This is a genomic window from Methanothrix harundinacea 6Ac, assembly GCF_000235565.1.
GTDB lineage: Archaea > Halobacteriota > Methanosarcinia > Methanotrichales > Methanotrichaceae > Methanocrinis > Methanocrinis harundinaceus.
Genome location: NC_017527.1, coordinates 2,460,860 through 2,480,750, shown reverse-complemented (window position 1 = coordinate 2,480,750; position 19,891 = coordinate 2,460,860). Strand labels below are relative to the sequence as shown.

The following is a 19,891-nucleotide window of genomic DNA, read 5'->3' as shown; positions in this document are numbered from 1 at the left end:
TGGTAGTTACCTCCACAGAATATATGAACTCATTCCTTGCATCCCCTATCGGTCCTGCAGTTGAGCCAATCTCCTGATCGAGATGAAATCGATAGGGTAAATAGCTATTGGTGGCCGGGCAGACCGGAAAAAGACCCCCGGATGGATAGTCAAGAACCTTTCGCCCCGCCGGTGGAGGGGACCACCGGGATCTCCGTTCCCGAAGGGTCTTCCCCTCACCTCCTCACCTCCCCAAGCCTCCTCGCGATCACCTCGCCGAGGAATATGGCCAGGGCGAGGAATAGGAGAGGCAAGCGGCGGCTGACCCTCTCCTGGACGGTGATCTCGCTCCTCTTCCTCGCCTCCTCGACGAGGCTCCTTGCCACCTCCTCCTCGGTGAAGACCATCCCGCCGGTGGACATGATCAGCCTCGGGAAGTCGGGGTTATAGCCGACAAACCTGTACTCCAGGGGGTAGTTTACGGCGATACCGTAGTCCCCCACGGCGTATATCCCCTCCTCCTCGGGGGTGATGACCGCAGAGTACCGGTTCTCCCCCACCCTCTCCGCCTCCACCCCCTCGATCCTGGGAGGGCTCGGGCTTGTGATCGTCAGCTGGAGGGGGGTCCCCGCCCAACCGTCCTCGGCGTCGACCCTCCAGGCCTCGGGCCTGGGGTCGCCGATCGCCCAGTTCACCATCCTGGAGACGAGCCTCGAGCTGGGGGCGGAGTAGACCTCCGGCGCCCAGGCGGTCCCGTCGTCGGTGGTGAGGGCCGCCACCCTCCCCAGGCCGTACCTCCAGCTGGTGAGGATCGGCTTTCCGTCGAGCATCACCACCAGCCTCTGGCCGCCAGGTTTCGGGGTGACGTCGTTGAAGCCGGTGGCGTTGGCGGCGAGGGCCAGGTCGGAGGTGATGTAGTGGTTCTGGTTTGCGATCATCAGGGCGTAGCCGCTGGCCGGGACCTCCTCCACCTCCGGCACCTCCCCCTCCTCCGGCATCTCCCCCGCCCGGATGGTCACCGACCCCGGATAAAGGGCGGGGTGGTACTCCGCCCCGCTCTCGGCGGCGAGGTCTCTGAACCCGCCGGCGGCCCCCTCGAAGGCCTTCACCTCCACCAGGTGGACCGTCGCCCCCATCTCCTGGATCATCCTCGCCGACTCCGAGAAGACCTCGGGGTACTCTCGGATCCTGCCGTCGGAGATGACGATCACCTCCCCCTCGCTGCTGCTGGCGTTGAGGAGATCCCAGGCGAGGGCGAGGCCGACGTTCAGCTGGGTCTCCTCCTGGGCGCCGGGCTGGGGGGAGAGGCTGGATATCCGGTCCTGGATCATAATCTCCTTCCCGACGATGGGGGTGGGGGTGAAGACGACGAAGGCCTCGGTCCCGAAGACGACGAGGGCGACCCGGTCGTCCCTGAACTCCGGCGCCTTGAGGAGCTCGATGGCCAGGGCCTTCTCGTAGTCGAGGAAGGTGGCTCCGCCCACCGACATCTCCCTCCGGGTGCTCCCCGAGATGTCCATGATGAGGACCGTCGTCTTCCCCCCCTCGAAGATGCTGGGGACCGACTTCACCGGGAGGATCTCCTCGAGGCTCGAGTTCCTGTATTCGCCGAAGTCGAAGGAGCTCCTCCCCCCCACCACCACGAGCCCTCCCCCCTCCCGGACATAATCCTTCAGCCCTGAGAGCTCCGGTCCGTACCTCTGGTCGTCGAGGACTACGGCCTTGAACCTCTTCTCCCCGGCGCCCAGCTCCTCGGCCCTGAAGGTGGGGGAGACGGTCAGCCTGTAGTGGTCAGAGAGGACCCTCGATAGGGGAGACTCCCCCTCCGCCACCAGGAGGACCTCGGGCTTGGGGACGACGTAGACGGCCTTCTGGTAGCGGTCGTTCTCCGGGATGGCGTCCGTCGGGAAGCTGATCGACGCCTCCAGGATGTGGGTTCCCGTCGTTGGAAACCGGTGGGAGATCTTGATGGAGGCGGACCTCCCGTCTCCCGCGATCCGGTTCTGGTAGATGACCGCGCCGTCGGCCCTGACGGTGAGGTGGCCGTCGAACTCGCCCCCCGAGCTCCTGACGACGACGGTGAAGGGGTACTCCCCCCCGAGGACGGCGGTGTTCGTTCCGGAGATCTCGACGCTCCGGTCCTCCCGGATGGGGGCCATCTCCAGGGCGAAGACGGTGGTGTTGGCGGACCGGGCGAGGGCGAGGGCCTCCTCCAGGTCCCGCCCCCGGTTGCTGTAGCCGTCGGTGACCAGGAGGAGGGCTCCGCCCTGCTGGGCGTACTGGAGGACCTTGTCGCCCAGGGGCGTAGCCGTCCCCGAGAAGCTCCTGATGGTGGAGTCGGGGAGGCCGGCCTGGACCCTCTCCGCCGCCCCCTGGTCGAAGATCTCCATCGAGGCGGTGAGGTCCGAGACGACGGTGATGATCGGCCGCCTCGCGGAGGTCGTCTCCGTCACCGTGACGTAGGGGTTTGCCAGGGCCACGACCAGGAGGCAGAATATCGCCGTCCTGCTGAGGACGAGGAGCCTGTTTCTCCCCTTTCGGAGGCTCGCAAGCCCCAAGATCAATATCAGAGGTATGAGCCCCAGGAGGCGGGGCTCCGAGAAGTAGAGCCCCTCCATCATCTTCCTCTCCTCCGGAGGATGGCGAGCTCCAGGATTATGAGGGCGGCGGCGATGAGGACCATCCACCCCGAGAGGTCCTTTCGGACCAGCTTCTCGGAGGTCCTGCCGGAGGCGAAGGACCCGAGGTTGAGGGTCCTCCCCCCCTGGAGGTTCGACTCGACGGGATCGTACATGTTGGCGGCGATGGTTCTCCCCTGGAACCTATAAACTCCCACCCTGTCCAGGAGGAGGACGTCTGTGGAGATCCTCCCGCCCGGGGCCTCCACCAGGGCCGTCTCCCCGAGGCGTATCACCTCCCCGGTCTTCCGGTTCGACTCGGATATGTCGGGGACCTCCGTCAGCCAGTTCGTCATCTTGTACCAGAAGAGGGGGTACTCCGGCCTCTGGCTGAAGTCGGAGCTCTCCTGGGAGAGGCCGAGGTAGACTACGGTCCCTCCCCCGAGCCTCCAGTAGGATATGACGGGGACTCCGTTCGCCTCGGCTATCGTCACCGACCCCCGCCGGGGAGAGGCCTGAAGGTAGCCCTTGACCACCACCTCGTCCAGGTGGAGGTCCCCGGTGAAGGCCGGGTTCCTCCTCCAGAGGGGGGCGGACTCGTTGACGATCCCGCCGATCCTGACGGGGAGGTACTCGGGGCTGGCGGAGGAGTTGGTGCCGATGTAGACGACCCTCCCACCGCCGTAGACGTATCGGTTCAGCTGGCCGTCGTTTGTGGAGTCATCCGTCACCACCAGGTCGAAGCCTCCATAATCGCCGGAGCGGCCGATCTCTATCCCCGAGATCGACCTGAGGGCGGCGAGGGGGGCGCCCTCCTCCCCCAGGTAGAGGGCCCTCCTCGGCCTCACCTCCGGGACGGAGACGTAGGCCCTGTTGTCGGAGGAGATGGCGTCCTCCACCTCCAGGGTGACGATGGTGATCCCGGGGGAGGCGTCGAAGGTGAGGTAGCTCTCACCCCCAGACCCGATCGTCCTGGTGGTGGTGGTGGTGCCTCCGGGCCCCTCGATCCTGATGGGGACGGTCCTGGTCCTGCCGTAGTTTCTTATGAGGCAGGAGCAGTTTGCGATCCCCCCGGAGTCGATGATCCAGCCTCCGACGATCCCCACGTTATCCCCCCCTCCCCCGGTGTCGACGAAGACGACCCCCGTCCCCTCCGTCTCGATCAGCCCCCTAGTCACCTCGGGGTCGTCCCCGATCCAGCTGATGAAGTCGGAGATGACGAGGATCTGCCCCCCCTCCGCCCCCAGGAGGCTTCTCCCCATCACCATCCCCGCCGAGAGGTCCGCCGAGACGGCCCGGGGGGTGAGGGCGCTGAAGGCCGACCTCGCCTGGACCTCGTTTCCCTCCCGGAGGGCGAGGAGGGGGATCGTCTCCGCGAGGACGATGCTGATCCGGTCCTGGCCGGAGGAGTACCGGAGGAAGATCGCCTCCGCCTCGTCGAAGCTCGCCTCCATGCTGGCGGAGAGGTCGATGACCACCACCAGGTGCTCTCCCTGGATCCCCCGCCCCTCGGTGTAGGGGCCGGCGGCGGCGATGACGAGGAAGACGATCACCAGAAGCTGGGTCCAGAAGAGGGGGTCGGTGACCAGCCGGCTGAGGGAGGCGGAGGGCTTCGCCTCCCCCTCGAGGATGAAGGCCGTCGACGGGAAGGGGAGGTCCCTGGGCTTCGGCCTGATCATGTAGAGGATGATCAGGGGGACGACGCTCAAGAGTCCCAGGAGGGCCAGGGGGCTGCTGAAGGGCATCGCCAATCCTACGCCCACGGCCGAGAAAAGGTTTGCGGAAGCTTCGGCGCTTCGTCCGTGGCAACATTCTTAATACGATTGAAGACGAGAGCTTCACCTGGTTCTGCTCATCGAGGTGGTGGACAATGATCAGCATCATGGATGTATATCAGCTCCTGCCCAAGACCAACTGCAAGAAGTGCGGCTTTCCCACCTGCATGGCCTTCGCCGTCGAGCTCCTCGGCAAGAGGAAGGCGATCGAGGACTGCACCCCCCTGGTGGAGGAGCCGAAGTACGAGAAGAAGCTGGCAGGGCTGAGGGAGCTTATGGCCCCCCTCCTCAGCACCGAGGCCACCGAGACGGGCATGGTGATCCATCCGGAGAGGTGTTACGGTTGCGGAAACTGCGTCGTCGCCTGTCCCGTCAACGTCGCGAGCGACCCCAAGGGGACGGCCATAGGCCGGGGCCCCGTCAGCGGCAAGGCGATCCTGATGGTGGAGGACGGCGTCGTCAAGTGCGTCAACGTCGATCAGTGCAGGAGGTTTGGGCCCGAGAAGGTCCTATGCAACGCCTGCATCGTCACCTGTCCCAGCAAGGCGATCGAGTTCATCTAGGTGATCAAAATGGCGTTCTGTACAGGTTGCTCTCTATTGTGTGACGACATCGAGGCGGATTTTGATGGGATGCAGGTGAAAAGGACCCTGAACCTCTGCAGGAAGGGGCGGGCCCACTACGACTCCCTTGCCGTCGACAGGCTCACCCCCACCGCCGGCGGCTCTGAGGTGAGGGTCGAGGAGGCGGTCTCCGCCGCCGGGGAGCTCCTCGCCGGGGCGGACCGCCCCCTCCTCCTCGGCTTCGGCCGGTCGACCCTGGAGGCCCAGAGGCTGGGGATCGAGCTCGCGAAGAAGCTCGGCGCTGCCATCGGCGACCCCACCTCCCGGCAGGGGCTGATAACGGAGGGGATTCTGAAGGGGGAGCTTCCCACCTGCACCTTCGACGACGTCCGGAATTACGCCGACGTCTCGATATACTGGGGGGACGACCCCTCCAGCAGCCATCCCCGCCACCTCTCCCGCTTCTCCTACTTCCCCCGGGGGGAGAAGAGGCAGAGGGGGTACGAGGAGGACCGGGAGGCGATCGTCATCGACGTCCGGAGGTCGCCGACGGCCACCATCGCCGCCGACGGCTTCTTCCAGGTCCCGCCCGGGGGGGACGCCGCCTTCGCCGAGGCCCTGACGGCCGCCCTGGGGGGGAAGATCCCCAAGGTGGAGGATAAAAAGAAGATGCTGAACCTGGCGACGAAGCTCCGGAAGGCGAAGTTCGGGGCGATCTTCACCGGGCCGGGGCTCGCCGATGCCCAGGGCGACCTCGGCTGGTTCTTCTCCCTGGTGGCGAGGCTGAAGGAGTTCACCCGGTTCTCCGTCATCCCCAGCCTCCCCGAGTACAACGCCCGGGGGCTCCACCAGGCCCTCTTCGACGCCGCCGGGTCCTCAGGCCCCGTCACCTTCGGGGACGAGGGAGGCTCCTGCCTGGGGTTGCCGGGGCTTCTGGAGGGGTGCGACGCCGTCCTGGTCGTCGGCTCCGACCCTCTGGCCGGCCTTCCCGCCCCCCTGGCGAGGCGGCTGGCGAAGGTTCCGATGGCTGCGGTCGGGACCCATAGAAACTTAACCACCGACGCCGCCGGGGTGACGATCCCCACCGCCATGGCGGGGCTGGAGGCGGGAGGGGCCGCCCTCCGGGCCGACGGGGTGAGGGTCGACTTCGATTCTGCGGTGGAATCGGATCGCTCCGCCGATCTTCAGATCCTCGAGATGTTGATGGAGGCGGTCTAGATGGGAGAGATGGAAGAGCTTTTAATCGTCACGTACCGGGGGATCTTCCAGGAGGTGGAGGAGGCCCTGGGGATCTACAGCGACTCGTACCGCGAGGAGAGCGCCCTCCTATTCCTGGACCGCGGCGACGCGTTGGGGAGAAAGATCCAGGCCGACAGCCCCGTCCTCCTGGAGACGGCCACCGGTAAGGTGGTGGTGGTGGCGAAGGTCTCCGAGGAGCCCCATCCCGGGATCGGCTTCATGCCGAGGAGCCCCTGGTCGGCTCAGCTCCTCCCCGCCGAGGCGGGCGAGGGCGGCCTCCTCCAGATGAAGAGGTTCCAGGCCCGGGTTGGCTCTGCTGGGGAGGCGGTGACGACGATCGAGGAGATCGGCGAGAGGATCCGGGGTCCCTGACCCTCCGGAGGCGGCGAGATGAACCTTATCTCAATCAGAGACCTCTCTCCCGGGGAGGTGGAGGCGATTCTGGACCGGGCGGACGAGCTGAAGGCGCGAAGGTGCGACCCCTCCGCCCGATCGATCCTGGCGGGAAAGAGCCTCGCGGCGATCTTCGAGAAGCCCTCCACCAGGACGAGGGTCTCCCTGGAGGTGGCGATGGCCGACCTGGGGGGCCACGCCCTCTACCTCTCCACCAAGGACCTCCAGCTCGGCCGGGGTGAGACGATAGCCGACACCGCCCGGGTCCTCTCTCGCTTCGTCCACGCCATCGCGGCCCGGGTCTACGACCACAAGACCGTCGAAGAGCTGGGCCGCTACGCTGAGGTGCCGGTCATAAACGCCCTCTCCGACCTCGAGCACCCCTGCCAGATCCTGGCGGACCTGATGACGGTGAGGGAGCGGTTCGGCCGCCTCGCCGGCCTGAAGGTCGCCTGGGTCGGGGACGGAAACAACGTCTGCAACTCGACGATCCTCGCAGCGGCGATGATGGGGATGGAGATGGCGGTAGCCGCCCCGCCGGGGTACGAGCCAGACCGCAAAATATTAGATCTGGCTGAGAGTCTTGGTGGAAGAACCGCCGTCCTCGCCGACCCCCTCGAGGCGGTCAGGGGTGCCGAAGTCGTCAGTACCGACACCTGGGTCTCCATGGGCGACGAGGCCGAGGCGGCGAAGCGGTTAGGGGCCTTCCGGAGGTATCAGGTCAACTCCGACCTCCTCCGGCACGCGAAGGAGGACGCCATCGTCCTCCACTGCCTTCCGGCTCACCGGGGGCACGAGATCACCGACGAGGTGATGGACGGCCCCCAGTCCGCGATCCTGGACCAGAGCGAGAACCGGCTCCATTCGGTGAAGGCGGTGCTGGAGAGGCTTCTGGTCTGAGGTCTCCGAGGGCCTCAAAGTACGACGGACCGGTGATATCTCGGCGTCAAGATGATATTCTGAAGAGCGGGGGTTGCCAAGCGGTCAAAGGCGCAGGGCTTAGGACCCTGTCCTGCAGAGGTTCGTGGGTTCGAATCCCATCCCCCGCACCAATTTGCTTCGCATGATCCCGGATCTTTTTTCCTCTGGCCGCCCTCTTCGGTGCCACGATCCTGGGCCGTCTCTCAGGGAGGCCAAAATGGGCCCGGGTGGCCATGCCTCCAGGTGAGACATCGCCACGGGCGGGGTTCAGATCTTCATCCCGCCTCCCCCAGCGGTGATACTATTACTTGATTCTATATTACTTAAGCGCAAAGTTGATCTCTGGTTCTCCCGTACATGCCCGGGGTGGGTTAGTGATGAAAGCCATTAGGCCTCCAATAATAGTCCTGGGGATGATGCTCCTTGGCATCGCCGCCGTGACCGCCGAGCTGCCCGAGTTTAATGCGGGAGCCGCTGTCAATATGGGTCTTCCCGTGAGCTTGGATCTCCTCTCGCAAGGAGCAGAGATCAAGTATGAGATGGTTACAGAGAAGGACTCGCTGGTTGTTTACAGGCTCAACGAATCGACCGGCGATTGGGTTTACGTATCTGGGGACGGCAGCATCTTGGTGGCGAGGACCGCGGAGTTTGACTTTGATGCGATGGAAGATCTGAGGACTGAGCTGTACGATGCCATCGATTTTATCGCAGCCACAGGGACGAACGTCTCGGCTGAAGAGCGAAAGGACGCCATGGATGGAATTGTATATTATGGCAATTATCACAGCTTGAAATATCCATTCACCGGGAACTGCGAGATCCACCTGGTCGTTCCGAATTGCACCATTGAAGCTGCCCGGTTTAGCGTTGATGGATCGAGTTATTATAGAGGGGAATGCAGCACCTGCGACAGAGGGCACGAGTATTATATCAACGGCACTAAGATCACCTTCTGCGCCAGGCCAACCCTCAGCAGCCATTCCGGATACTGCAGAGTTCCCCAGGTGGAGATCACCGAGAGGCTGATGGAAGGGACATTTAACATAACCTCCAAAGACGTGGCCGATGACGAGGAGATGACGATGAATATTGAAATAATCACCTCGTCCGAGCCACAAGAACCGTTCCTGCTATATGCCCCTCAGTCCGGGGCCGGGATCACGGAAACCGCCGATTCCCATGGCCTGGAGGCCCTGAGGGAGGCGACCCATCTGGATATTTAAGTTGGATCTGGGGAAGGTGGGGTTGGATGGCCACCTCTCCCTCCATCTACCTCTTTTATTCGTAATTTCTGGATAATGGGCGGGGACGGTTTTTAGGGTGCCGGAGACCGCCTGGCCGAGTTGGGATGCGGCCTCAGTGGTCGAAGTGGAGCCGGACCCGGCATGCCCCATCTCTGGTGTCGACCCGGACGGAGTTTGCGTACCTGGTCACCATGAACGCCGCAAGGCTGGCCGAGGGCCCCTCCCCCAGGAGGTCCACCACGTCGGGCCTCCTCGACGGCAGGACGGGGGGCTCGCCGCGGTACCTGGCGACGACGTCCAGGTTGAACTCGTCGAAGGAGACCTCCAGGTCGATATCCCCCTCGGCGAGCCCTGCGGAGCCGACGGCCTCGAAGAGCTCGTTGGTGGCGGATATCGCCCGGTATATCACCTCCCTCCTCGCCCCCCAGGCCGACCCCTGCCTCTCCAGGAAGTTGAAGATCGAGTCGGCGTCGTCGACCCCGGGGCGGAGGACGAGCCGGACCCGCTTTGAGATCCCGATCCTGAAGAGGAGGTTTAAGAGGACGACCAGGACCGCGGCGAGGGAGAGGGAGGAGCTGAAGACGGGGGCGAGGATGGGGGGGACGCCGTCGTAGAGGCCGGGGAGGGCGTCGACGGAGAGGCCCATGATCAGGGGTATCCCCACCAAAAACGTCCTCCGGGCGTCGAGCATCCTCGACATTATTATCTGGAACCCGGCGACGATCATGAAGCTGACGGAGTATATCAGGGTCGCCCCCATCACCGGCTCCGGCATCACCACGAAGACCATGGCGAGCTTGGGGAGGAAGGCCAGGAGTACGAGGATCCCGCCGATGGCGAAGGCGATCCTCCGGCTCGTCGCCCCCGTCCCGATCGAGAGGCCGATGTTGCTGGAGGAGGTGGACTGGCCCATCGTCCCGACGAGGCCGCCGAAGACGGCGGAGAGGCCGTCGGCGAGGATCCCCTGGCTGACGTTCTTCATGTCGGTCCTCTTCCAGTCGGCGTCGTTGATCTTCTGGCAGGTGGTGATGTCCCCGATCGTCTTGAGGGAGGAGCAGGTTATCGCCACCATGAAGGGGAGGAGGAGGGCGACGTCGAAGGACCAGCCGAAGTAGTCGAGGTGGGGTACGGCGGCGAGGGGCGCCTCGGCGAAGAGGTCGAGGTGGTCGGCGGTGAGGATCCCAAGGTGGATGGAGGCGAGGTAGCCCATGGCCATCCCCACCAGGACTGAGTAGAGCCTCAGCCTCCCCCGGGACCAGACGCTGATCCCCACCATCGTCCCCAGGGTGAGGAGGGCCACCGCCAGCTCGGGGATCTCGGTCGCGGCGTCGGCGCCGCCCCTGCCCATGAAGTTCGCGAGGGCCGTGGGGATGACGCTGATCCCCACCATCGCCACCACGAGGCCGGTCACCTCCGGAGGAAATAGGACCCGGAGCCGGTGGAGGAACCTCGATAAGAGGACCTCGAAGGAGCCGGCCACCGCCGTCATCCCGAAGAGGAGGTGGAGGCCTCCGACGTTCGCTGCCAGGAGGGAGGCGGATAAGAAGGATGGTCCGCAGAGGGCGGGGCAGAGGTACCCCGAGCCGACGCCCCGCCGGTTGAGGGCGTGGAGGACCGTCCCCACCCCCGCCGCCAGCATCGACATGCTGACCATGAACTCCGCCTCCTCGGGGCTCCCGCCGATGGACCTCACTATCACCACCGGGAAGATGAGGCTTATGGCGATGAGGAAGACGTGCTGGAGTCCGAGGAGGAGGGTCGCCGGGAGGGGCGGATCGTCGTCGACGGCGTAGGTGAGGTTCGGCGGTCTCTTGGCCATTTATGGTCTTGAGAACTCTTCTGCATAATTGACTTATACCGTTGTCGGTCCTCCATCCCGATGAGGGGCTTTCTTGGGTCGCGTTGGGATCGGGCCCCTCTCCGGGGCAGGGTAGCCTAAGCCCCTCCCCCGCGGTGGCGGACCGTCAGGGTGAGGAGGTTCTCATCCCCCTCCCGCCGGTACTCGGCCCCGTCGGTGAGGTTCCGGACGAAGAAGATCCCGAGCCCCCCCACCTCCCGCTCCTCCAGGGGGCGGTCCACCTCCGGCGCCGGGGCCTCCAGGGGGTTGAAGGCGACCCCCCGGTCCCGGAGGAGGACGACGGCCCGGTCGCGATAGATCCGGCATTCGATCTTGATCCCCACCGAGCCGCTGTACATGATGATGTTCGTCGCCGCCTCGTCGACGGCCATCATCAGGCGGAACCTCTCCCGCCGGTCGAGGGCCGACCCCTCCGTCGAGGAGAGGATGAACTCCCTTATCCCGGCGAGGCTTTCGGTCCTGCTCTCCGCCGCCATCTCGAAGCTCCCCCTCACCCCCTCCTCCCCCCCTTCAGCACCACCAGGGTGATGTCGTCGAACTGGGGCTCTCCCTCGCTGAAGGCGAGGACAGCCCCGGCGATCTCCTCGACGAGGGCCGCCGCCGGGAGGCTCCTGTGCTCCTTCGCCAGCAGAAGGAGCCTCTCGACCCCGAACTGCTCCCCGGCGGCGTCCGTCGCCTCCGTCACCCCGTCGGTGTAGAGGACGACGACGTCCCCCTCCGAAAGCTCGACCTCCCCCTCCTCCATCTCCGCCTCCTCCAGGACCCCCATGGCGATCCCCCGGGTCTTCAGGAGGGCGACCTCGCCGGTCCCGCCCCTCAGGAGGAGGGGGGGGTTGTGGCCGGCGTTGACGTACCTGAGGGTCCGGGCCTCCTCGTCGAGGAGGGCGAAGAAGAGGGTGACGAACATCCCGGAGTTGGCGTCGGCGGAGATCAGCTCGTTCGCCCTCCTCGCCACCTCCCCCGCCGTCGGCTCCCCGGAGGCGCTCGCCCTCACCATCGCCCGGGAGAGGACCATGAAGAGGGCGGCGGGGACCCCCTTCCCCGAGACGTCGGCGATGGCGATCCCCATCCTCCCCCCCGGGGTGGGGACGAAGTCGTAGAAGTCGCCCCCCACCTCCTCGGCGGGGCGGCTGATCGCCGCCACCTCAAAGCCCCTCAGGGCCGGGACCGTCTCCGGGAGGAAGCTCTCCTGGATCTTCCGGGCGATCTCCAGCTCCAGCCTCCTCCTCTCCAGCTCGATTAGGTACTCGTCCCGCTCTTTTGCCGTCTCCCGCTCGCGGATCAGGTTGGTCGTCATCAGGGCGAAGATCAGGGCTCCGACGGCGTTGGAGACGATCATGGGGGCGGCCGCCGCCCGGACGACGGTCACCGCCTCCGGCCGGGGCTCGGCGAGGAGGAGGACGGTGAGCATGTGGAGGGCCTCGAAGAGGGCGGTGAGGACGACCGCCCCCCCCACCCCCACGAACCTCCGCCGGTTTGCGAGGTAGACGAGCCCCGCCAGGGACCCCACCAGGACGGTGGCGAGGGAGCAGGCGGGGCCTGTGAACCCCCCCTGGAGGAGCCGGTACCCCCCGCCGATCAGCCCCGCCCCGAGGCCGACGACGGGGCCGCCGACGAGCCCTCCCATCACCGGCCCCAGGTCCCGGACGTTCGCCACCACCCCGGCGACCTCGACCCCCGAGACCGTCCCGAAGATGGAGAAGGCGCCGAAGATCAGGGCCATAGCCGCCTGGTTCTTCCTCGTCAGCCTCCCCTCGATCAGCTCGGTGAAGCTCTCCGTCCTGGTGATGAGGTAGGCTGCGACGACGATGACGCAGATCTTCTCGATGAGGAGGAGGAGGGGGGGGCTGACGATCGGATCCATCCGCGCCTCGGGGCTGGCGGGGGCCGGGCTAGCGGGGGGTCCTTCCCCGCCGCCCGAACTCCTCCACCGCCTCCTCTTCCCGGTCGTATATCTCGAAGAGCTGGGTGAACCCGGCGATCTCGAAGGTCTCCCGGACGTAAGGCTGGAGGCCGGCGAGGAGGAGGTCGCCGCCCTCCTTCCTCAGCCTCTTCAGGGACGCCAGCATCACCCGGAGCCCCGAGCTGCTGATGTAATCCACCCCGGATAAGTTCGCCACCATCTTCCGGCAGCCGCCGTCGATCAGCCCCTCCATCCTCACCCGAATCTCCTCCGAGGATCGAGCGTCGAGCCTCCCCCCCGGGGAGAGGATCTCCACGTCCCCCGAACTTCTATTGGACAGCATCATCTTCATCCCACCATCTTCGGACGGGGGTGTTGCCCCCTCCGGTCCCGGAGCGATCCGGTACAGAGCTCTTCTGGGCTCAAATCTATTTATAAATAAGGACGGCCTAAACCTCTCCGCCTCCCTGACGATACGGGACCCCGGAGCGACCCCGCCCCGGGGTCCGTTCCCCGAGGTCCGGGGGCGGGGGGCGAGGAGGGAGCTTCAGCGGAGTCAGAAGTTCTTCAAAAGGCGGGCGGCACCCGGGGGGTGGAGGTCTTCCCGTACATCAGGACGGTCGATATGGTCTCCTCCAACTCTTACGTCCTATCCGCCCGGGACCAGATCTGCCTCATCGATCCGGGGGGCGACGACGGTCAGATGGACCGGCTGGTGGAGGTGATCGGGGAGCTCTGGGAAGAGAGGGCGAGGCCGGTCCTAATCTACCTGACCCACGTCCACGTCGACCACTCCTTCGAGCTCTCCCGAGGGGATCTCTTGGAGGGGCTCGGCGGGGCGGCGGTGGCGGTCCAGGAGGCGGGGGCCGTCTCCCTGGAGAGGGGGGACCCGGCGATGACCCTCTCCTGCCTCCTGGGGAGGGAGGTGGCCCCCAGGTCTCCCGAGGTGAGGCTCCTCTCTTCGGCGGATCTCGCCGCCCCGGGCCGGAGGCTTATCGAACTCGGGCGGGGCGCGGCCTTCGAGTACGAGACCGCATCCTTCGGGATCGGGGACGGGGTCGTCCTCCACCGCCAGAGGGTGGAGCTGGGGGGCGGCGACGCCCTCGAGGTGTACCACACCCCGGGCCACAGCCCCGACAGCGTCTGCCTCCGGGCCGGGGAGCTCCTCTTCCTCGGAGACCTCCTCTTCGCCTCCAACCCCGGGGTGGCGGGGATCCCGGGGTGGTCCCGGGCCGACCAGATCGGGTCGATCCGGAGGGCCCTCTGGCTTCTGGAGGGGGGGGAGGTCCTCCAATGCTGTCCTGGCCACGGGAGGCCCATGGAAGCCGGGGCGGCGAAAAAGACCCTCTGCCGCCTCCTCCAGTACACCCTCTCCCTGGGGGATCCCCTCCTGATCGACGGGGGGTGGGCGAGGGAGGCGGCCGAGTACTCCGCCGTCGCCCTCCGGGAGCTGGAGCGGCTCTTCACCATCATCGCTGGAAGGCTGATCCTCGTCTCCTCCGTCCTGGAGGACCTGGGGGAGGGGGAGGCGGCGAGGGAGATCGAGGCGCTGGTGGACTCCGGGGCCGTCGACGACCTCTTCTCCCGCTGGCACGATCGGCTCTCGAGCTGCCGGGGGGGCGGGCTCTTGGAGATCGAGGTAGTCCACGAGGCGGGCCGGATCGTAGGAAAGCTGGAGGGGCTCTTCGATGGGGGCGGGGTCGCGGACCTCTTCGAAGACCACCTCCTGAGGAGGGCCGGGCGGCTTCTGAACGACTATATGGTGACCTACAGGGGCTTTCGGCCCCCTCAGTGCCTGAGGGCGGAGGATCTGACCTCGATCCTCCGGGGTTCGATAGAGGGGTTCATCCGGAGGCCCCGCCCCGGGGATCAGATCCTGGAGGCGGAGACGGAGGAGGAGTGGCTCCGGGCCCTGAAGGCGCGGATCTCCTACGTCCCCCTCCCCGAGAGGGTCTCCGTCGCCTTCGCCGGCTCGGGGGGCCTCCCCCCGGCGGTCGTCGATGGCGAGCGGCTGACCGACCTCGTCATAGACATCCTGGAGAGGCTCGCGGCGGGGATGGCGGAGGAGGTCGCCATCGGCGCCTTCCAGGAGGGGGAGGGGGTCTTGGTGAGGATCGCCGGCCGGGGTCGGGGGATCCGAGATCCCTTCCGCCGGGATGAGTTGAGGTATCTGGAGCGGTCGATCTCCCTCTGCGGCGGCGACCTCGTCGCCGCTTCCGGGGGCGACGCCCCGGCGATATCCATCCGCTTCTCCGGGGATGGGGAGGGGGCCTAGCCGTCCCCCGGAGCCGCACCGCCCCGAGCCCCAACCTCCGGCCGGGCCTCTAACCCGATCATCTTCCATCCCCATCTCTCTTCGTTCCCTTCATCCCTTGATGGGCATCTTCATCATCTTCTTCTGCCATTTCTGGGCCGTCCTCCTCCCCCTCTTCCTCGCCCTCTCCTTTGATCTCAGGGGGCTGGAGCCCCTCCTCTCCGGAGGCTGGGGAGCGCAATTCTTAAAAGTCATGCAATTCTGTAACATCTAATGGAATATGAGGAAAAAAGATCGTGAAGAGGTAGCTGAAAATATCGGGGATTAATTTTTGGCCCCTTCAGCTCCGAAGCTATCCATCAGGCGGGTGAAATGATGAACAGATCATCTCTCTTGGCGGCGTGGGCTCTCATGATCCTGGCCATGGCCTCGATCGGGTCTGCGACCTACTGGGAGGAGCCACGGCTCTTCGTCTCCTCCTCCTCGGCATCGGTGACGATCACCGGGAACGTGGTTCCTTCGGCCCCCCCCGTCACGCCCGTGACCAACCCTGCGGCCACCTTTTGTGTAAACAAGGGATACCGGCACGAGATCAGGACCGACCCGGTGACGGGAAACCAGATCGGCTACTGCGTCTTCCCCGACGCGAGCGAGTGTGAGGCGTGGGCCTTCTTCCGGGGGACTTGTACCTTCACCCCCGCGCCCGTCTCGGGCCCCGGGGAGGAGCCCGTGGGGCCCGTGCCCCCCTCTGGGGAGGGGGACGGGGACGATGGCGCCGGAGATGGGGACGGCGGAGATGGAGGCGACGGAGCTGGCCTCGAAGGGGACGGGGTCCCGACCCCGGGGGTGGAGGCTGCCTCCGATCTGGAGAGGATAGCTGGGGAGATGGAGCCCCTCCTGGCGAAGGAGGCGGCCGGGACCCTGACCCCGGAGGAGGCGGCAGCCCTGACGGCGAAGAGGCTAGAGCTCCTGGAGGCGGAGATGGTCCTCCTGGAGGCGGAGAGGGCGAGGCTGGATCTCGAGGGGAGGCGGCTGTCCCTGGAGGCGGAGAGGCTCGCCCTCCAGCTGGAGGTGAAGGGGATCGAGAGGAGGGCCCTCCTGGGGGCGGCCGAGGAGGGGGACGACGACCGCCTGGAGGAGATAAAGGCCCTCCTCCTGATCCTGGATCTGAGGGAGGAGGTCCTGGAGATCGAGGGGAGGGGCCTCTCGGGGGCGCCCCTCCCCGAGGATGAGGGGCGGCTCTCGGAGCTCGCCGAGGCGATGGCCTACCTGGAGGGCTCCGGGAGTGAAGGCGGGGCGGAGGGCTGAGGGCCCTTTCCGGCCGCCACCCCAACGCCCCTGCCGGAAAGGGTAGGGGCGGCTCTCATCTAATTTTCAAATTCTGGTGATGGATCGGGGCTCCGGGCCGCCTCCCCCTCCGTCCCTGCCCCTCCCCCCCGGCTTCCACCACTTCCTCTTCTTCTCCTCCTCCTCTTTCTCCCTTCCTCCCCGATACGGCCCCGGAGGAGTCTCCGCCGGGGACGAGAAGACTTATATCAAAATAAGCCCCAGACCTCCTCCTATGGAGCGGTCTGTCATCCTCGTCTCAGGAAGGGTCCAGAAGGTCGGCTACAGGTCGAAGGTCATAGCCCTGGCCCAGGAGATGGGGATCGTCGGATGGGTTGGAAACCTCCCCGACGGGAGGGTGAAGGTCGTCGCCGAGGGAGATGCTGCGGTTCTGGACCGGTTCGCCTCCGCCCTGAAGGTCAAAAACTCCCTCATCGAGGTCGCGGCCGTCGAGGTGGAGCGGCACGATGCCACGGGCGAGTTCGACGACTTCTCGAAGCTCGTGGATAGGGGGGAGACGGACTCGAGGCTCGACAGGTCTGCCGAGCTCCTCAAGGAGCTGATAGACGTCACCAGGCACGGGTTTTCCGATCTGGGGCAGAAGATGGACCGGATGCTCGATAAGCAGGACCAGATGCTCGACAAGCAGGATGAGACTATAGCGGCGATTAAGGGGATCGATTCCAAGATGGACCGGATGCTCGATAAGCAGGACATAATGATCGATAAGCAGGACCAGATGCTCGACAAGCAGGACCAGATGCTCGACAAGCAGGACCAGATGCTCGACAAGCAGGACATGATGATCGATAAGCAGGACCAGATGCTCGATAAGCAGGACCAGATGCTCGACAAGCAGGACGAGACGACGGGGGAGGTCCGGGGGCTGCGGTCGGACATGAAGGGGAGCTTCGATATGCGGCTTGAGCGGATCGAGACGGCCCTGAAGGAGAAGGGGATCATCTGAGGGGCCGGGCGGCTCCGGGCCGCCTCCCCGCCCCCTGGCCCCCTCTCCTCCCTCCCGCTCCTTCTGCCCCCGTCTCCCCCCCGCCTCGCCCCTCTCCTTCTCTCCTTCTCTCCTTCTCCTCCTCCTCCCCTCCCTCCCCCGCCTCCCCCGCCTCCACCACCGCCGCCGCCGCTGCTGCCTCGCTCCTTCTCCTTCGCCCCGCCTCTTCCCCGCCCTTCCGGAGAGTATCCGCCCCCCGTCTCCGGCTCCGCTCCCGATGCCGCCCTCGCCCGCCCCGGCCGCCCCGGGAGACGGATGTCACTTCCGGAAGGCCCGGCCTCTCCCACCTCTTCGGCCGCCGGGAGAAGATGAGGGCGGGCCCCGGGGAGGGTACTATCGCATTGTTTATACTGTAGCAATATTGTCTTTCTAAAGTTGGCCTCCCCCCCCGGGGACGGAAAGCTGATATACCCGGCCATTACATACCCAGATCGCCGGAAGGGTCCTTCCGGCCCGGCGGCCCCCCCGCAGGAGCTCCTCCCTCCAGGGCCGGAGGGGCCGTCGCGATACTAAACCCGGGCGTGGCGAATCTCCCCCCAAAGAGCCCCCCCGGCCGCGGGCCTCCCGCCGGGGGGCGATCTCCAAATTGAAAACTTTTGTATTACCCTCCTCCCTTCTCCGGGGGAGCTCCTCCCCCTGGCCCCGACATATCGGCAACTTACCTTTTGAAGATCTCCATGCCTGGACCTTTATAAGTTCTGAAATTATAAAAACTCTTCTCCAGAAGGTTTAATAGCTATTAGTTGCAGAGGATGGGATGGAAACTCCCGTAAAGGAGGGAAAAGGAAATGAGCAAGATATTGAAGAGCTTTGGAATGGCTGCGCTCCTCGTCGCCCTGCTGGCAGGGACGGGGATGGCGGATGTCGGCCCGATAACGGTAGACGGCTGTGTTATACATGCAACCACCTTTAGCCTTGACGCTGGCACGGTAGTGAACACGGATCTCGGGGTACTTCCAACCCCCAACCCAGCAGGTATCGCTGGTGGCAGCCTTGATGTCATCGCGGGTGCTGCCTGGACAGTGACGGTGGATGACGCTGGCAGTGGATTTATGCTAAAGGGAGTAGTTCCCCTGACCGATGAGTTCATCGTGAACGCAGTGGAATTGGATGGAACTGCAAAGTCCCTTTTCACTGGCACCGCAAATGTAGATTGTGATGCCCAGGAGAAAGCTGTAGTCTATCATCAGACTGTTCAGCCAGGCGATGCTGCTGGCGATTACGCGATCGTCCTCACCTACGCGGGAAGCCTAGACTAGACCAGTAGCCCAATAGGAAGTGAATATGGAGGGCTCTACCGTATTGGATCGGAGAATGAGCCCTCCCATCCATTTTTAATAGAGGAATAATATATGATACAAAGATCGCTGGAAAGCTCATTCTTAATAGCGGCCCTAGTAGTCCTTCTTGTAGTCCCATCCTCGGCTCAATCCTCGGAAAGCGGCGTTCCCGTCGGCATGGCTGGGAGCGGATACGGGACCCTGGGAGATGGCCCATTAGCTCCTGGTAACGGTCTATCGATAAATGTTTATCCTTCTGGTGCGTCGTTGTTCCTCATAGTGGATCAAGACGTGACGGCTATGGATGAGATAGACATAACTGCGAGTGGTAGCTGGATTCTGACGGTCGAAGACGTAAATACAGGAAACAATAAGAGCAAGATGAGAAAATATGCCGAAGGAGGATATGTAACCCCCGAGGCATCCTTAACTAATAAATTTAAGGTATTGGTGGATGATATAGGAAACAACGGAGAAAGCGGGGAAATATTTAATACTCTGACTGATGCGACCGATCTCTCTAATCCTGTCAATATTGTACAGCACGACGGAAGCTTTACCAATAAAATAATAGATCTTATGTACTCTCAGAAAGCACATTCTGATGATGTAGCAGGACGATATCGTATAAATCTTCAAATCGCCCTAAGTTCTGTTTGATCCATGAAATTATGGAGGAGATATTATGAACTACAGCACAGTAAAAATTTTGTTCTTAGCCGTTTTTGCCTTCTCCGCGATCGTATCGCCCTCGTCGGCCTTCAGCGTCGACGGGGCAATATTCAGCGAGGAGGTATCCCCTGGCCAGGAGATCGTACACGAGATGATAGTGTCCGCAGGAGAAGACGAACTCCTCCCTAACATGACGGCGGAGGTCGTTGGATTTGCAATGACGGAGGACGGAGCGAACATCGAACTTCTTCCTGAAGATGACACAGAACTCTTTTCGGCCAGGCCCTTCCTCTCAGTAGAGCCGACAAGTTTCGATCTGGAGTCCGGCGAGCGGAGGTCCCTCAATCTTACAGGTACCGTCCCCGAAGATGTCGGCGAAGGAGGAAGGTACGCTCTCGTCACGATAAAGACGGCGCCAAAGGAAAGCGAAAAAGCCAGCGTCATGATCATTACGGCGATACAGGTTCCCATACTCCTGACCATCAAAGACTCTGACCTCGAGATGACCGGCGAGATCTCCGACCTCTCCGCCTCGATGGCCGACGGCAATGTCTCCGTCGACGTGACCTTCGATAACACCGGAAACGTCCACTACAAGCCCTTTGTTGGCGCAAACCTCCTCGACGAGGATGGTGAGGTCGTCGCCAGCGTGGCGCCAGCTGAGACGAGGCGTATGATCCTCCCGACGAACTCCCGCCTCGTTAAGATGACCCTCGTCCCCGATGCCGTGCTCGAGCCCGGCACCTACACCGTGGAGGCAGAGGTGACCCTCGACGACGGTACGGTTTTGGACACTGCTGAGACGACGATAGAGGTGTGAGCGATAGGACCGGCCGCCCCCCCACCGGGCGGCCGGGATA

Annotated in this window: 19 protein-coding genes and 1 tRNA gene; 12 read left to right on the top strand and 8 right to left on the bottom strand. The window is 64.4% G+C overall.

Annotation, left to right across the window (positions count from 1 at the left end; translation table 11 throughout):
- Window positions 1-215: 215 nt before the first annotated feature.
- Window positions 216-2,600 carry a VWA domain-containing protein gene (locus MHAR_RS11765; RefSeq protein WP_014587839.1) on the bottom strand — a complete coding sequence of 795 codons (2,385 nt, stop codon included), beginning with the start codon at window positions 2,598-2,600 and terminating at the stop codon, window positions 216-218.
- Entirely contained in the window at window positions 2,597-4,360 is a 1,764-nt protein-coding gene (locus MHAR_RS11760; RefSeq protein ID WP_228369567.1) for a vWA domain-containing protein, read from the bottom strand. Before MHAR_RS11760 ends, MHAR_RS11765 begins: the two co-directional genes overlap by 4 nt.
- A gap of 107 nt (window positions 4,361-4,467) precedes the next feature.
- On the opposite strand from MHAR_RS11760, the gene MHAR_RS11755 reads away from it, so the two are divergent.
- The 6 genes from MHAR_RS11755 (at window position 4,468) to MHAR_RS11730 (ending at window position 8,711) form a co-directional block, all read left to right on the top strand.
- The gene (locus MHAR_RS11755) at window positions 4,468-4,935 is read left to right on the top strand and encodes a (Fe-S)-binding protein (protein ID WP_014587837.1); all 468 of its coding nucleotides are present in this window, start codon (window positions 4,468-4,470) and stop codon (window positions 4,933-4,935) included.
- 9 nt (window positions 4,936-4,944) lie between these two features.
- Window positions 4,945-6,153: a formylmethanofuran dehydrogenase gene (locus MHAR_RS11750; RefSeq protein ID WP_052301039.1), complete on the top strand. Its 1,209-nt coding sequence runs from the start codon at window positions 4,945-4,947 to the stop codon at window positions 6,151-6,153.
- The gene (locus tag MHAR_RS11745; protein WP_014587835.1) at window positions 6,154-6,546 is read left to right on the top strand and encodes a molybdopterin dinucleotide binding domain-containing protein; all 393 of its coding nucleotides are present in this window, start codon (window positions 6,154-6,156) and stop codon (window positions 6,544-6,546) included. It begins immediately after the preceding gene.
- An 18-nt stretch (window positions 6,547-6,564) separates the two neighbouring features.
- The gene (gene argF / locus MHAR_RS11740) at window positions 6,565-7,467 is read left to right on the top strand and encodes an ornithine carbamoyltransferase (RefSeq protein WP_014587834.1); all 903 of its coding nucleotides are present in this window, start codon (window positions 6,565-6,567) and stop codon (window positions 7,465-7,467) included.
- Between the two features lie 66 nt (window positions 7,468-7,533).
- Window positions 7,534-7,619: transfer RNA gene (locus tag MHAR_RS11735), tRNA-Leu, on the top strand.
- A 246-nt stretch (window positions 7,620-7,865) separates the two neighbouring features.
- Window positions 7,866-8,711 (top strand): hypothetical protein, encoded by an 846-nt coding sequence (locus tag MHAR_RS11730; RefSeq protein ID WP_014587833.1) that lies wholly within the window; start codon window positions 7,866-7,868, stop codon window positions 8,709-8,711.
- 133 nt (window positions 8,712-8,844) lie between these two features.
- On the opposite strand, the gene MHAR_RS11725 is transcribed toward MHAR_RS11730, so the two are convergent.
- From MHAR_RS11725 to MHAR_RS11710, 4 genes are all read right to left on the bottom strand, one after another.
- Window positions 8,845-10,551, bottom strand: a complete 1,707-nt coding sequence (locus tag MHAR_RS11725; protein ID WP_014587832.1) for a uracil-xanthine permease family protein — start codon at window positions 10,549-10,551, stop codon at window positions 8,845-8,847.
- A 116-nt stretch (window positions 10,552-10,667) separates the two neighbouring features.
- Window positions 10,668-11,084, bottom strand: coding sequence for an ATP-binding protein (locus MHAR_RS11720; RefSeq protein ID WP_014587831.1), 417 nt, complete (start codon window positions 11,082-11,084; stop codon window positions 10,668-10,670).
- Window positions 11,081-12,454, bottom strand: coding sequence for a PP2C family protein-serine/threonine phosphatase (locus tag MHAR_RS11715; RefSeq protein ID WP_014587830.1), 1,374 nt, complete (start codon window positions 12,452-12,454; stop codon window positions 11,081-11,083). The genes MHAR_RS11720 and MHAR_RS11715 overlap by 4 nt, the downstream gene beginning before the upstream one ends.
- Window positions 12,455-12,482: 28 nt before the next feature.
- Window positions 12,483-12,845 (bottom strand): STAS domain-containing protein, encoded by a 363-nt coding sequence (locus MHAR_RS11710; protein WP_014587829.1) that lies wholly within the window; start codon window positions 12,843-12,845, stop codon window positions 12,483-12,485.
- A gap of 240 nt (window positions 12,846-13,085) precedes the next feature.
- Between MHAR_RS11710 and MHAR_RS12660 the strand changes: the two genes are divergently transcribed.
- Window positions 13,086-14,768, top strand: a complete 1,683-nt coding sequence (locus MHAR_RS12660) for an MBL fold metallo-hydrolase (protein ID WP_014587828.1) — start codon at window positions 13,086-13,088, stop codon at window positions 14,766-14,768.
- Window positions 14,769-14,858: 90 nt separating this feature from the next.
- Here MHAR_RS12660 and MHAR_RS13815 read toward each other — a convergent pair whose 3' ends face one another.
- A complete protein-coding gene (locus tag MHAR_RS13815; RefSeq protein WP_187287827.1) occupies window positions 14,859-15,002 on the bottom strand; it encodes a hypothetical protein in 144 nt (47 codons plus the stop codon).
- A 156-nt stretch (window positions 15,003-15,158) separates the two neighbouring features.
- Between MHAR_RS13815 and MHAR_RS12655 the strand changes: the two genes are divergently transcribed.
- Complete coding sequence (locus MHAR_RS12655; RefSeq protein ID WP_052301038.1) at window positions 15,159-16,055, top strand: putative hemolysin; 897 nt, start codon at window positions 15,159-15,161, stop codon at window positions 16,053-16,055.
- A gap of 253 nt (window positions 16,056-16,308) precedes the next feature.
- The gene (locus tag MHAR_RS11695) at window positions 16,309-17,040 is read left to right on the top strand and encodes an acylphosphatase (protein WP_048145104.1); all 732 of its coding nucleotides are present in this window, start codon (window positions 16,309-16,311) and stop codon (window positions 17,038-17,040) included.
- On the opposite strand, the gene MHAR_RS13810 is transcribed toward MHAR_RS11695, so the two are convergent.
- Entirely contained in the window at window positions 17,033-17,341 is a 309-nt protein-coding gene (locus MHAR_RS13810) for a hypothetical protein (protein WP_048144682.1), read from the bottom strand. The genes MHAR_RS11695 and MHAR_RS13810 overlap by 8 nt on opposite strands.
- Before the next feature lie 526 nt (window positions 17,342-17,867).
- Here MHAR_RS13810 and MHAR_RS11685 point away from each other — a divergent pair.
- The 3 genes from MHAR_RS11685 (at window position 17,868) to MHAR_RS11680 (ending at window position 19,851) form a co-directional block, all read left to right on the top strand.
- The gene (locus MHAR_RS11685) at window positions 17,868-18,338 is read left to right on the top strand and encodes a hypothetical protein (protein ID WP_048144681.1); all 471 of its coding nucleotides are present in this window, start codon (window positions 17,868-17,870) and stop codon (window positions 18,336-18,338) included.
- A 93-nt stretch (window positions 18,339-18,431) separates the two neighbouring features.
- Window positions 18,432-19,019 carry a hypothetical protein gene (locus MHAR_RS13505; RefSeq protein WP_143763417.1) on the top strand — a complete coding sequence of 196 codons (588 nt, stop codon included), beginning with the start codon at window positions 18,432-18,434 and terminating at the stop codon, window positions 19,017-19,019.
- 25 nt (window positions 19,020-19,044) lie between these two features.
- Entirely contained in the window at window positions 19,045-19,851 is an 807-nt protein-coding gene (locus MHAR_RS11680; RefSeq protein ID WP_014587825.1) for a hypothetical protein, read from the top strand.
- Window positions 19,852-19,891 lie beyond the last annotated feature (40 nt).

Bases quoted from the DNA above. Each gene is read 5' to 3' on its own strand.
- MHAR_RS11765 (WP_014587839.1), bottom strand. From the start codon at position 2,600: ATGATGGAGGGGCTCTACTTCTCGGAGCCCCGCCTCCTGGGGCTCATA.
- MHAR_RS11755 (WP_014587837.1), top strand. From the start codon at position 4,468: ATGATCAGCATCATGGATGTATATCAGCTCCTGCCCAAGACCAACTGC.
- MHAR_RS11750 (WP_052301039.1), top strand. From the start codon at position 4,945: ATGGCGTTCTGTACAGGTTGCTCTCTATTGTGTGACGACATCGAGGCG.
- MHAR_RS11745 (WP_014587835.1), top strand. From the start codon at position 6,154: ATGGGAGAGATGGAAGAGCTTTTAATCGTCACGTACCGGGGGATCTTC.
- argF (WP_014587834.1), top strand. From the start codon at position 6,565: ATGAACCTTATCTCAATCAGAGACCTCTCTCCCGGGGAGGTGGAGGCG.
- MHAR_RS11730 (WP_014587833.1), top strand. From the start codon at position 7,866: ATGAAAGCCATTAGGCCTCCAATAATAGTCCTGGGGATGATGCTCCTT.
- MHAR_RS11725 (WP_014587832.1), bottom strand. From the start codon at position 10,551: ATGGCCAAGAGACCGCCGAACCTCACCTACGCCGTCGACGACGATCCG.
- MHAR_RS11715 (WP_014587830.1), bottom strand. From the start codon at position 12,454: ATGGATCCGATCGTCAGCCCCCCCCTCCTCCTCCTCATCGAGAAGATC.
- MHAR_RS11710 (WP_014587829.1), bottom strand. From the start codon at position 12,845: ATGAAGATGATGCTGTCCAATAGAAGTTCGGGGGACGTGGAGATCCTC.
- MHAR_RS13815 (WP_187287827.1), bottom strand. From the start codon at position 15,002: ATGACTTTTAAGAATTGCGCTCCCCAGCCTCCGGAGAGGAGGGGCTCC.
- MHAR_RS12655 (WP_052301038.1), top strand. From the start codon at position 15,159: ATGATCCTGGCCATGGCCTCGATCGGGTCTGCGACCTACTGGGAGGAG.
- MHAR_RS11695 (WP_048145104.1), top strand. From the start codon at position 16,309: ATGGAGCGGTCTGTCATCCTCGTCTCAGGAAGGGTCCAGAAGGTCGGC.
- MHAR_RS11685 (WP_048144681.1), top strand. From the start codon at position 17,868: ATGAGCAAGATATTGAAGAGCTTTGGAATGGCTGCGCTCCTCGTCGCC.
- MHAR_RS13505 (WP_143763417.1), top strand. From the start codon at position 18,432: ATGATACAAAGATCGCTGGAAAGCTCATTCTTAATAGCGGCCCTAGTA.
- MHAR_RS11680 (WP_014587825.1), top strand. From the start codon at position 19,045: ATGAACTACAGCACAGTAAAAATTTTGTTCTTAGCCGTTTTTGCCTTC.